This window comes from Chloroflexota bacterium, from assembly GCA_016875535.1.
Classification (GTDB): domain Bacteria; phylum Chloroflexota; class Dehalococcoidia; order SHYB01; family SHYB01; genus VGPF01.
Window position 1 is genome coordinate 1 of record VGPF01000022.1, and the last position, 12,968, is coordinate 12,968.

The window sequence follows — 12,968 nt, forward strand, 5'->3', positions numbered from 1 at the left end:
AGGGACCCGCGGGGGCCGTCACGTTCGAGCAGGGCCGTCCGATTCCACTTCGATCGTTGTTCCTCTTGCTCCTTGTGCCTGCGCGTTATGGTTCGGTGCGACGATCGCCCCTTGCGCTTCGGGGCGCGCGTCGCACCCGGGCCGCCTGCGCTTCACTACCGGGATTACTCCCGACGGCGGGGCAAAAAGAAGGGGAGGCGTCCCGACGAGCCGGAGGCGCACGCGCGCGTCCCCGACGATCGGTCCGCCTCCCCGGCTCTCTGTCCTGGCGAAGGCGTAAGCTTTTTGTGCTTACGAGACAATACTACGCAGAATAGGCAGTGGTGTCAAGTGGGGAAGGAACGCAGGGATGGAGGGACCGGGAACGAGGGAGGGGGAGGAGAGTTTATCCACTGAGGGCACTTGACCTTCACCCGTGTTTAGTATCAGGGGAGATCAGAGTGCCGTGGTTGCGTCAGCATACTCCGGTGGGGTGAGGTCCTTCAATGCGCTATGGGGTCTCACCTCGATGTAGTCCCTCCGCCAATCCTCGATAACTTTCCTGACATGTTTCATGCTCAGGAGCCAGTTGATGTTCAGCCACTCAATCCTGAAGCGCTCGTTGGGGATGGGGCTGGCCGCTCCGATGCTTCGGAGCCCTTTGGGGAGGCCAGCCCCTACCAGGAGGAAGTGGGTTGCGGGGGCACCTCAGGGGAAGTGGGCGAGCCGCGCTACACACAGAGGAAGAATGGGACGCTTGGCTCGCCCCTACGGGAGGGTGGGCTGCGAGGGCGACCCAGGAAGAGACCTCACCCTGGCCCTCTCCCAGACGCTTCCCGAGTTGCACTGGGAAGCTGGGAGAGGGTAGGGGCGCGTGTTGCGCGCCCGATGGGGAGGGCTGGCCGCTCCGATGTTTCGGAGCCCTTTGGGGAGGCCAGCCCCTACCAGGATGGTGGGTTGCGGGGGCAACCCAGGGGAAGTGGGCGAGCCGCGCTACACACAGAGGAAGAATGGGACGCTTGGCTCGCCCCTACGGGAGGGTGGGCTGCGGGGGCAACCCAGTCGGGTACGTGGGTTGCCGGCAACCAACTGCCTCATAGTTCCTTCGGGCGCTCAGGTGCTTCGCACCAGAGGCCCTCCCCGAAGGTTCGGACCGAGGGTACGGCCTGAAGACAGGGTCTTCGACGGGATGACAGTACAGACCTGGGAAGCGTGATTCCGGATGGTATACTTGCCGCCGTCCGGAGGTAGACGCTTCCTGTGATTATCGCTGTCATCGGCGGGGGCGATGGATGCACCGCCGAAACGTATAAGCTGGCGCACGAGGTTGGAGCGGAGATCGCCCGTCGCGGCCATACCGTCATCTGCGGCGGGATGAACGGCGTCATGGAGGCGGCGTGCAAGGGCGCCAAATCCGCGGGCGGGACCACCATCGGCATCCTGCCCGGGTACGACGCCTCCTCCGCCAACCGCTACGTGGACTACCCTATCGTTACCGGGATGGGCTACGCGCGGAACGTCATCGTCGTGCGCAGCGCGTCCGTCGTCATCGCGGTGGACGGCGAGTTCGGGACGCTTTCGGAGATCGCCCACGCCCTGGGCTTCCGGCAAAAGGTCGTCGGCCTGAAGACGTGGGCCCTCACCCGGCCGGACGGCAAGCCCGATGCATCGCTCATCATCGCCTCGGACGCGGCGGAGGCCGTGGAGAAGGCGATCGCCGCAGTCAAACATCCCGAGAAAAGGCGGAAGAGCCGTGACAAAGATTAAGCAGCTTCGCGCGAGAGAGGTCCTCGATTCGAGGGGCAACCCGACGGTGGAGGTGGAGGCGCTGCTGGACGACGGCTCCCTGGGCCGCGCCGCCGTCCCTTCGGGCGCGAGCACCGGGACCCACGAGGCGCTGGAGCTGCGCGACAAAGATACGAAGCGATACGGCGGCCTGGGCGTGCTGAAGGCCGTGGCCAATGTGAACGGCGAGATCGCCAAGAGCCTGAAGGGGCGATCGCCCTTCGATCAAGAGGCGCTGGACCGCCGGATGATCGCGCTGGACGGCACGCCGAACAAGGGCCGCCTGGGGGCGAACGCGCTGCTCGGCGTCTCCCTGGCCATCGCCCACGCGGCGGCGGCGAGCAAGGGCGTGGGGCTCTATCGCTACCTGGCTGGCGCGCAGAAGCCGCGCCTTCCCGTGCCGATGTTCAACGTCCTCAACGGCGGCAAGCATGCCGACGACTCCGCCGATTTCCAGGAGTTCATGATCATGCCGGTGGGCGGCAAGAGCTTCGCCGAGGGGCTGCGCATGGCTGCGGAGACCTACCAGGCGCTCAAGAAGGTGCTGAAGAGCCGCAAGCTGAGCACCAACACCGGCGATGAGGGAGGATTCGCGCCCTCCCTCAGCTCCAACAAGGCGGCGCTGGACCTCTTGCTGGAGGCCATCGAAAGGGCGGGCTACAAGCCGGGGCGCGATATCGCGCTGGCCCTGGACGCGGCATCAAGCGAGATCTACAGCAACGGCAGATACACCCTGGCGAAGGAGGGCATCACCCTGGATTCCAAGGGCATGGTGGCCTTCCTTGCGAAGTGGTGCGGCGCTTACCCCATCGTCAGCATCGAAGACGGCCTGCACGAAGACGATTGGGCCGGCTGGAAGTCGCTGACGGCGACGCTAGGCAAGGGCGTCCAGCTTGTGGGCGACGATCTCTATGTGACGAACATCTCGCGCCTGGGGCGGGGCATCAAAGAGAGGAGCAGCAACTCCATCCTCATCAAGCTGAACCAGATCGGCACGCTGACGGAGACGCAGGACGCCATCGCCATGGCGCGGAAGGCGGGCTTCACGGCGGTCATCAGCCACCGCTCAGGGGAGACGGAGGATACGACGATCGCCGACCTGGCGGTGGCGAGCGCGACGGGGCAGATCAAGACGGGCGCGCCGGCGCGGAGCGAGCGGGTGGCGAAGTACAACCGCCTCCTGCGCATCGAAGAGGCCCTTGGGGCCAAGGCCGTCTACGCCGGGCGCGAGGCCTTTACGCCGATCCCCGTGAAGCTGACGTGAAGCCCAGCGGATGCCCGCGCGCAAAGGGGCCGAGACCTCTTATTGACACACCATATGCCCCATGCTAGACTTGCGCCCAACTTTCAAAAGCCGCCAGGTCTCCAGGGCTAATTGCAGCCCAGCGAATGGGTGAACGATGCAGCGATATATAGTCCGACGGCTCCTCCAGTTCATCCCGGTGCTCTTCCTCGTCTCCGTCGGCATCTTCCTTATCATGCGCGTGGTGCCGGGAGACGTGGCCCTCATGATCCTCGTCGGCCCGGACGGCACGGGCACGGTGGACCCCAAACAGCTGGAGGCATTGCGGACAAAGCTCGGGTTGAACGACCCGCTCTACATGCAGTATTTCCACTGGGTGGGCGGCGTCTTCGTTGGCGATTGGGGCCAGTCTCTCCGCTCCCAGACACCGGTGTGGGAGGAGATCACCAACCGCTTCCCGCTGACCTTTGAGATGTGCACGCTGACGGTCATCATCTCCGTCTCCATCGCGCTTCCCCTCGGCATCCTGATGGCGATGCGCCAGAACTCGCCGATTGACTACGTGGCGCGGTTCGTGAGCATCGGCGGCCTGGCGATGCCGACGTTCTGGGTGGGCGCGCTGATGCTGCTCACGATGGTGGTCTTCTTCAACTGGATCCCGCCGTTGGGCTACACCGAGTTGTGGGAGAACCCGTGGAACAACATCCAGCAGATCATCTGGGCCTGTCTCGCCTTGGGATATGCCTTGTCCGCCGTTGTGGCCCGCATGACACGCTCGACGCTGCTGGAGGTCTTGCGGCAAGACTACATCCGCACGGCATGGGCCAAGGGCCTGCGCGAGCGGACCATCATGGTGCGCCACGCCCTCAAGAACGCCATCCTGCCGGTCATCACCATCGTGGGCCTGCAATACGCCTCGCTCATGGGCGGCACCGTCATCATGGAGCGCATCTGGAATCTGCCCGGTCTGGGAACGGCGGTCATAGACTCCATCAACTTCCGCGACTACCCGATGGTGCAGGGGTTAGTCCTGCTGTTCGCCCTCATCATCCTCTTCGTGAACCTTGTCATTGACCTGATGTACGCCTGGCTCGATCCGCGCATCCGCTACAACTAGGCGCCGCGCGAGACCTGAAGCAACGGAACCAACCTATGGCCGCACAAACAAAACGGGTCATGCGCGATGAGACGAATCCCATCATCGGTGTGCTGACGAGCATCCGCCAGGGCTCCTGGAAGTTCGCCAAGCGGCAGCCCATCGGCGCCATCGGTTTCGTCATCCTGCTCATCGCCGTCATCGTCGCGATCCTCGGCCCCTGGATCAGGCCCCAAGACCCGCTGGAGATCCACGCCCGGGCGCTCTTCCACAAGCCGGAATGGATCAAGGGCTTCTACCTGGGGACGGACCACCTGGGGCGGGATAACCTGAGCCGCATCATCATCGGCCTCAAGCCCTCTCTCCGCATCGCGATGTTCGGCGTCGCCTCGGGCTCCTTGATCGGCTACTTCATGGGCATCATCGGCGGCTATTACGGCGGCTGGATTGATGCCGTGTTCCAGCGCATGGTTGAAGCGAAGCTCGCATTTCCCACCCTGGTGCTGGCCCTCGCCCTCGTCTCGGTCCTCGGGACATCGGCCTGGCATCCCAATGCCTGGATCCTCTTCGGCATCATCATCGGCATGGGCGCCATCGTCGTGGCGCTGGCCTTCATGAACGAACGAGAAGCCGGCGCGGCGATGAGCACGCTCGTCAGCATGAGCCTCATCGTCGGCATCATCCTCATCCTGCTCGTCGGCCTCATGGATGACAAGCCGTTCACCCGCTCCCCCGTCTTCACCCTGGAGAAGGTGGCGATCCCCATCATGCTCATCGGTATCCCGGGCACCTCGCGCGTGGTGCGCGCGGTGACGCTTGCCAACCGCAATGCGGAGTACGTCCAGGCGGCGCGGGCCATCGGCGCCACGGATTTCCGGATCATGATCAGGCACATCGCGCCGCAGACCTTCGCCCCTGTGATGATCCTCATCACCTCCGGCCTCGGCTCCGCCATCATCATCGAATCGTCTCTCAGCTTCCTGGGCCTGGGCATCCCGCCGCCCCACCCGTCCCTGGGCGGCATGCTTTCCGGCCAGACGCTGACGAACGTGGAGAAGGCGCCGTGGAACGCGGTCTTCCCAGGTCTGGTGCTGACGATGATCGTCTTCAGCTTCAACCTCCTGGGCGACTCTCTGCGCGACCACTTCGACCCGCGCCTGCGCAAGTAGGGTAATTCAGGCCCCTTTGCAGTCGCCGTTCTCCCGTGGTATGGTTCCGCCCACAGCTTCCGCTTGCCTCGCATAAGGGGGCCATCATGCCGACAACGCGCGTCAATACGGTCCTGGGGCCCATCTCCTCGGAAGACCTGGGCGCAACCCTCACTCACGAGCACCTGATCGCCTCCGCCATGGGCGTGGAGTACGACAGCACGGCCCACTTCGATTACGAGAACGAGCTGCTACAGGCCATCGGCGAGATGAAGCGCCTGAAGGCCGCGGGCATCACGACGATCATTGACCCGATCCCGATGGAGATCGGGCGCAACGTGAACTTCATGGCGGACGTGGCCGAAAAATCAGGCATCAACATCATCTGCTCCACCGGCATCTACCACGAGACCGGCTCCTTCGCCGGGTATCCCACATACTTCCGCATCCGCACGGCGGATGAGCTGGCGGAGATCTACACCAAGGAGATCACGCAGGGGATCGGTGCCCGGAAGATCAAGGCGGGCGTGATCAAGTGCGCGACGAGCAGCGGCAAGGTGACGGATAACGAGAAGAAGGCGCTCCAGGCGGCGGCGCGGGCCTCCAAGGCCACGGGGGCGCCCATCACGACGCACACTACTGAAGGCACGATGGGCCCGGAGCAGCTGGAGATCTTCGAGTCCGAGGGCGTGAACCCACAGCACGTCATCATCGGGCATTGCAGCGACAACCCGAATATCGCCTACCACCTGAAGATGCTGAAGCGGAAGGCCTTCCTGGGGTTCGACCGCATCGGCTTCGAGATGCACTCGACGGACGAGGAGAAGCTCGGAACGCTGGCCGGCCTGGTGGCCCTGGGCTATGCGAACCAGATCGTCCTCTCCCACGATAACGTGGGCTGCATGCACGGCCCGGTCTCGCGGGCGCCCAGGAGCCCGGAGTATCTGAAGAAGCGCCGCTACACGTACATCATCGAGGACTTCATCCCTTCCATGAAGAAGGCGGGGGTCAGCGAGCAGGCCATCAAGACGATGCTGGTAGACAACCCGAGGCACTATTTCGAAAGCAACTAGCGAAACTCACACGGAGGCGCACAATGGCGGGACGTTTAGACGGGCGCGTGGCAGTAGTGACGGGTGCAGGCAGGGGCATCGGCAGGTCCATCGCGCACAAGCTCTCTGAGATGGGCGCGGCGGTGGTGGTGAACGACCTGGGCACGTCCACCCAGGGAAGCGGGAGCGACAAATCGCCCGCGGACCAGGTGGTCTCGGAGATCAAGGCGAAGGGCGGCAAGGCGGTCGCGAACTACGATAGCGTCTCGGACTTCGAAGCCTCGCGGCGCATCATCGAGACGGCGGTGAAGAGCTTCGGAAAGATTGACATCCTGGTGAACAACGCAGGGACGACGGCAGGCGCACCGATCTACGATCTCTCCCCGGAGACCTTCGCATCGGTCGTCGGCGTGCACGTCTTCGGGACGTTCAACTGCACGCGGCACGCGTGCACTCACATGAAGAACCAGAAGTGGGGACGCATCGTGAACATGGTCTCCCGGGCGGGGCTCATCGGGAGCACGGGCAGCGCGCCGTACGGCGCGGGCAAGGGAGGCATCTTCGGCTTCACAAACGTGGTGAGCCGGGACCTGGCGCCCTTCGGCATCACGGTGAACGGCGTGAACCCGGCGGCGGCGAACACGCGGATGGTGACGGAGAGCATGAGCCGGGCGAAGGCCACCGGGGGAGACACATCGCAGACGGAGCGGATGCTGCGCGTGGTGCAGGACCCGGAGAACGTGGCGATCTGCGTGGCGGCCCTCTGCACGGAAGAGGCGGCGAACATCAACGGGCAGTACTTCTTCGTGCAGGGCGGGCACGTGGGGCTCTTCCAGCCGCTCCAGGTGACGAAGCATGTCTACAAAGACGGGATGTGGACACCCGGCGAGCTGGCGAAGGCGATGGGGACGATGGAGATCCCGCCGCTGGGGACGCTCTACTAAGCCATCTCGAGGCGACCTAACCCCTTGCCCCTTCCCTGGGAAGGAAGGGGTAGGAGCGGATCATCGTGTCCAGGAAACATGCCACCCCGTTTCGCGCATTGCCAATGGGCGGGGCCGCCTGTATCGTATCTAGCGCCCTGAGGGCGCAACGCGCAAGCGAGCCGCCCCATCCCTGAGAGAAAGGTGCCGGAGCGCCGGTTGAGCGGCGCTCCCCGGGCCATCACGCCTGAGCGCAGGCGATCACGGCTCCATCTCGCAGGGGCCGTGAGGAAAGCGAGTCTCGCAGATGAGCCAGACGGGCCGGATCGTGGTCGCGTCTAACCGGGTGCCGACGATCAGCGTGCCGAAGACCGAGGACGAGCGCCGGGCGCAGAGCGTGGGCGGGCTGGTGAGCGCGGTGCAGGCGGCGATGGAGAAGCGGGGAGGCCTGTGGTTCGGGTGGAGCGGCTCCAGCACCGGGACGCCTGCGGCAAAGCCGAAGCTGACGCAGACCGGCAGTATCCAACTGGCGACGATTGACCTGACGCCTGAGGCGCTGAACCTTTTCTACGCCGTCTTCGCGAACAGAACGCTGTGGCCGCTGTTGCACAGTTTCCCCGAGCGGGTAGTGATCCGCCATGACGCCTTCCGCGCCTACCAGCGGGTGAACCGCCGCTACGCGGAGGCGCTTTATCCCCTGCTGGAAGAGGGCGACCTAATCTGGGCGCAAGACTATCACCTCATCCCCCTGGGCGCGGAGCTCCGCAAGCTGGGATGGAAGGGGAAGCTGGGCTTCTTCCTGCACACGCCCTTTCCGCCCGCGGAAATCTTCACGATCCTCCCCTGGGCGAAGCAGCTTCTGGAAGAGTTGTTGGAGTACGACCTGGTGGGCGTGCACATCCACCGCTACGCGCAGGACCTCCTGGACTCGATGGTGGCGGAGCTGGGCGGCAAGATTTCCGGAGACGTCTTCACCAGCGGGAAGAGCAGCGTGCGCGTGGGGGTCTATCCCATCGGGACGGACGCGGAGGCCTTCACGAAGTGGGGCGAAGAGGCGGAGGTGGAGCTGGCGAGGGCGGGAAAGAAGACGGGGGAGAAGCACAAGCTCATCCTGGCTGTGGACCGCCTGGACTACACGAAGGGCATCCCGGAGCGGCTGTTGACCTTCGAGCACCTGCTGGAGCACAGGCCCTCGCTACGAGGCGAGGTGACGATGATGCACATCTCGGCGCCATCGCGGACGCGGGTGCCGGAGTACGCGAAGGAGCGGGAGATGGTGGACCAGCTGGTGGGGCGCATCAACGGGCGTTTCTCCGAGAAGGGGTGGACGCCGATCTCCTACCACTACCGTTCGTTCAACCAACGGGAACTGGCGCTGCATTACCGGGAGGCGGACGTCTGCCTGGTGACGCCGCTGCGCGATGGCATGAACCTGGTGGCGAAGGAGTTCGTCGCCTCCCAGGGAGCGGAACACCCGGGGGTGCTGGTCCTTTCGCGGTTCTGCGGCGCGGCGGAGACGATGAAGGAGGCGATCATCGTGAACCCGCACGATATCGAAGGGACGGCGGGGGCGATCCACCAGGCGCTGACGATGACGACGAAGGAGCGCCGCGAGCGGTGGCAGGCGCTCTATAAAGATGTGAGCACGAACACGGCGATCGCCTGGAGCGAGGGGTTCCTTCGGGACCTGGCGAAGCGGTAGCGCACGACACCGGCTTCTGTCTTTCGGCGGCCCTGAGGGCGCGCTCCTACCGGGGAAACGCCTCTGCAGGGAATACGTCTTACTTGGCGGAGCGGTAGGCGGGGAGCGGCCTGACGCTGTAGCCCTTGGCGCCGCTGACAACAGCCTTGAGAGCGGCCTCCGCCGTGTCCAGGGATGTGAAGCAGGGGACGCGCCGTTCCACCGCCGCGCGCCTGATGTGGAAGCCATCGCGCATGGGGGCGGCGCCGCTGGAGATGGTGTTGATGACGGCGCGCACCGTGCCGTTGTGGATAACGTCCACCACGTTGGGGTGGCCTTCGCCGAGCTTCTTGGTGATGAGGGTGGCCTTCAGGCCCGCCGCTTCGATGGCCGCCGCCGTGCCTTCCGTGGCGTAGAGCTTGTAGCCCAGGGAGATAAGGGTGCGCACCATGGGCATCGCCTCTTTCTTATCGCGGTCGGCGAGGCTGAGGAGGATGCCACCTTCGGCGGGGAGCATGAGGCCCGCGGCCATGATGGCCTTCACGAGCGCCGCTTCGAAGGTCTTATCTATGCCCATGACTTCGCCAGTGGACTTCATCTCCGGGCCCAGGTAGGTGTCCACGCCGGAGAGCTTCTGCATGGAGAAGACGGGGGCCTTGATGGCGACGAGGGGCATCTTTCTCTGCAGGCCGGGCTTGTAGCCCTGCCCTGCGATGCTCTTGCCCAGCATGACGTTGGTGGCGACTTTCACCATGGGGATGCTGGTGACTTTGGAGATGAAGGGAACGGTGCGGCTTGAGCGCGGGTTCACTTCGATGACGTAGACCTGGGAGGATTCGCCGGGCTTGCCGGGCATGATGATGAACTGGACGTTGAGGATACCCTTGAAGCCGAGCTCCTTCCCGATGCGGTGGGTGTAGTCCACCATGGTATTCACTTCGGCATCCGTGAGGGTGATGCCGGGGTAGACGTACATGGCATCGCCGCTGTGGACGCCCGCGCGCTCGATGTGCTCCATGATGCCGGGGATGAGGACGTGCTCGCCATCGCTGACGGCGTCAACTTCCACCTCCTTCCCCTGGAGGTACTTGTCTATGAGGATGGGGTGGCCGCCGCTGACCTCTTCGGCCATGCCCATGTACTTGGTCAGCTCCTGCCGGTTGTGGACGATCTCCATGGCGCGGCCGCCGAGAACGTAGCTGGGGCGCACGACGACGGGGTAGCCGATGCGATCGGCGACGGCGATGGCCTCGTGCATCGTGGTGACGCCTGCGCCGGGAGGAGCCGGGATGCCGAGGCGGCTGAGGAAGTCTTCGAAGCGCTTGCGGTTGGAGGCGATGTCCAAGGGCTCCGCGCCCGAGCCGAGGGTGGGAAGGCCCGCGCGGGCCAGGGGCATGGCGAGGTTGATGGCGGTCTGGCCGCCGAACTGGACGCAGGTGGGCGGGGTGTCTTTCGGGTCGGCGCCGGAGGCCTCATTCTCGATGATGTCGCGGACGCGCTCTTCATCCAGGGCTTCGAAGTAGAGGCGGTCGCTGCTATCGAAGTCGGTGGAGACGGTCTCCGGGTTGGAGTTGATCATGATGCTCTGGACGCCGGCATCGTGGAGGGCCCAGGCTGCATGGACGCTGCAATAGTCGAACTCGATGCCCTGGCCGATGCGGATGGGGCCGCTGCCGATGACGATGGCCTTGGCGCCAGGCCTCGCGACGGCTTCGTTCTCCTGCTCGTAGGTGCCGTAGAAGTAGGGAGTCACGGCATCGAACTCAGCGGCGCAGGCGTCCACCATCTTGAAAATGGGGACGATGGCCCACTCTTTGCGCAGGGAGCGTATCTGCTCCGGCAGACGGTCGGCCAGGGTGCCGATGACTTCATCGGAAAAGCCCTTGCGCTTGGCATCCCGCAGGAGCTCAGGGGTGAGGGGCTCGGAGAGGAGGCGGCGCTCGAAGGCGACGATGTTGGCGAGCTTTTGGAGGAACCAGGAATCAATGGCGGTGAGCCTAGAGAGCTCGCCGACGGGAAGGCCACGGCGCAGAGAGGCGAGGAGGGCCCAGAGGCGGAGGTCGTTCGGGTAGAGCGGCAGGGACCTCAGGTCGAGCTTGCCGTCCTTGAGCCAGGCTGGGTCTTCCCAGAGGATGGACTTCTTGCCGAACTCCAGGGAGCGAACGGCCTTCTGCATGGCGGCTTCGAAGGTGCGGCCGATGGCCATGACTTCGCCGGTGGCCTTCATCTGGGTGCCGGTGCGGCGATCGCCGTAAGCGAACTTATCGAAGGGCCAGCGGGGGATCTTGACGACGCAGTAGTCCAAGGCCGGCTCGAAGGCGGCAAAGGTTTTCTTGGTGACGGCGTTGGGGATCTCATCGAGGCGCTTGCCGATGGCGATCTTGGCGGAGACGCGAGCGATGGGGTAGCCGGTGGCCTTGCTGGCGAGGGCCGATGAGCGGCTGACGCGAGGGTTCACTTCGATGACGACATAGGCGCGTCCGTTCTCCGGGCGCGGGACGCCCGTCGCCGGGTGCGGCGAAAGGCCGAACTGGACGTTGCAGCCGCCCTCGATGCCCAGGGCGCGGATGATGCGGATGCTGGCGGAGCGCAACATCTGGTACTCGTGATCGGTGAGGGTCTGGCTGGGGGCGACGACGATGCTATCGCCGGTATGGACGCCCATGGGGTCGAGGTTTTCCATATTGCAGACGATGATGCAGTTATCAGCCCCATCGCGGATGACTTCGTACTCCAGCTCTTTCCAACCCTCCAGGCTCTTTTCCACCAGGACCTGATGGATGGGGCTGGCGGTCATGCCGCTATCGCAGAGGACCTCGTACTCTTCCCAGGTGTGGGCGATGCCGCCGCCGGTGCCGCCCAGGGTGAAGGCGGGACGGATGACCAGGGGCAGGCCGATGCGGTTGCCCGCGATGTGCGCCTGCTCCATGGTCGTCACCGTTTCGCTGTCAATGACGGGCTCGCCGATGGAGACAAGCATATCCTTGAAGAGCTGACGGTCCTCCGCCTTCTGGATACTCTCCAGGGGCGTGCCGAGGAGCCGCACATCATATCTCTTCAGGACGCCCGCCTCGGCGAGGTCAACGGCGAGGTTCAGGCCGGTCTGACCGCCGAGGTTAGGGAGCAGGCCATCGGGCCGCTCCTCCTTGATGATCCGCTCGAGGACGGGGACGGTCAGGGGCTCGATGTAGACGACGTCGGCGATGCCTTCATCGGTCATGATGGTGGCCGGGTTGGAGTTGACGAGGACGGAGATGACGCCCTCTTCGCGAAGGGCTTTACAGGCCTGGGCCCCGGCGTAATCGAACTCGGCGGCCTGGCCGATGACGATGGGGCCGGAGCCGATGACGAGGACTTTCTTCGGTTTCTCGGTAGCCACTGGTCTATATCCTTTGGAGATTCCCCGTGAACGTGCCGGGCCATTTACCGTCAGGATCGGCCTGGAGGATGCGGCCGAGGCGCGTATAGTCCTTCGCCTGCTGACGGAAGGGACGTTTGGCCATGGCGCGCCCGCTGGGGTGATAAAGGGGAACGACTTTGCATCCGCGCCAGGGCGTCGCGATGGCGACGCTGTCCTTGAGTGCGATCTTGTGGGGCTCGATGAGGTGGAGGGCATCCAGGGCCTTCTGGCCGAGGGTGACGACGTAGGGCGGGCGGACAATATCGAGGAGCTCGCGGAGGTAGCCGGAGCAGTTGCGCATCTCCTGGGGTGTGGGACGATCATTGCGGCCCTTGCCGTCCTTGGGGTTGCACTGCACCGCGTTGGCGATGAAGAGGTCTTCGCGCCGCAGGCCCGCATGGGGCAGGAGACTCTCGAAGTTCTCGCCGCTGCGATCGCCGTGGAAGGGGATGCGCGTCACGGCGGAGCCGAAGCGGCCGGGCGCTTCGCCGATGACGAGGAGTCGGGCCTCCAGCCTGCCGTTCAGGGGGCCAAGGACGGCGGTGTTGCGCTCCATGCGCGGGCAGAGGGCGCATTCGTAGGTGCGCTGGGCAAGGTTGCTGAACCAGAGGTATTGCTCCTCCGTCGCGCCTTTCCGCAGGGTTAGGGTCGCCTTCGCCAT

The 12,968-nt window shown here is 64.7% G+C and carries 10 protein-coding genes; 7 read left to right on the plus strand and 3 right to left on the minus strand.

All coding sequences use genetic code 11. The annotated features are described in order from the left end of the window. Positions 1 to 435: 435 nt before the first annotated feature. Entirely contained in the window at positions 436 to 663 is a 228-nt protein-coding gene (locus FJ039_07395; protein MBM4405989.1) for a transposase, read from the minus strand. 576 nt (positions 664 to 1,239) lie between these two features. On the opposite strand from FJ039_07395, the gene FJ039_07400 reads away from it, so the two are divergent. From FJ039_07400 to FJ039_07430, 7 genes are all read left to right on the plus strand, one after another. After that, positions 1,240 to 1,746, plus strand: coding sequence for a TIGR00725 family protein (locus FJ039_07400; protein ID MBM4405990.1), 507 nt, complete (start codon positions 1,240 to 1,242; stop codon positions 1,744 to 1,746). Beyond that, entirely contained in the window at positions 1,733 to 3,028 is a 1,296-nt protein-coding gene (locus FJ039_07405; protein ID MBM4405991.1) for a phosphopyruvate hydratase, read from the plus strand. Before FJ039_07400 ends, FJ039_07405 begins: the two co-directional genes overlap by 14 nt. A gap of 136 nt (positions 3,029 to 3,164) precedes the next feature. Beyond that, entirely contained in the window at positions 3,165 to 4,124 is a 960-nt protein-coding gene (locus FJ039_07410; protein MBM4405992.1) for an ABC transporter permease, read from the plus strand. Positions 4,125 to 4,159: 35 nt separating this feature from the next. Next, positions 4,160 to 5,272 carry an ABC transporter permease gene (locus tag FJ039_07415; protein ID MBM4405993.1) on the plus strand — a complete coding sequence of 371 codons (1,113 nt, stop codon included), beginning with the start codon at positions 4,160 to 4,162 and terminating at the stop codon, positions 5,270 to 5,272. Between the two features lie 86 nt (positions 5,273 to 5,358). Beyond that, the gene (locus tag FJ039_07420; protein ID MBM4405994.1) at positions 5,359 to 6,324 is read left to right on the plus strand and encodes a phosphotriesterase-related protein; all 966 of its coding nucleotides are present in this window, start codon (positions 5,359 to 5,361) and stop codon (positions 6,322 to 6,324) included. 23 nt (positions 6,325 to 6,347) lie between these two features. Then, positions 6,348 to 7,247, plus strand: a complete 900-nt coding sequence (locus FJ039_07425; GenBank protein ID MBM4405995.1) for an SDR family NAD(P)-dependent oxidoreductase — start codon at positions 6,348 to 6,350, stop codon at positions 7,245 to 7,247. 286 nt (positions 7,248 to 7,533) lie between these two features. Further along, positions 7,534 to 8,928 (plus strand): trehalose-6-phosphate synthase, encoded by a 1,395-nt coding sequence (locus FJ039_07430; GenBank protein MBM4405996.1) that lies wholly within the window; start codon positions 7,534 to 7,536, stop codon positions 8,926 to 8,928. Positions 8,929 to 9,007: 79 nt separating this feature from the next. Here the strand turns inward: FJ039_07430 and carB are convergent, their stop codons facing one another. Further along, entirely contained in the window at positions 9,008 to 12,286 is a 3,279-nt protein-coding gene (gene carB, locus FJ039_07435; protein ID MBM4405997.1) for a carbamoyl-phosphate synthase large subunit, read from the minus strand. Positions 12,287 to 12,290: 4 nt separating this feature from the next. Further along, entirely contained in the window at positions 12,291 to 12,968 is a 678-nt protein-coding gene (locus FJ039_07440; protein MBM4405998.1) for a uracil-DNA glycosylase, read from the minus strand.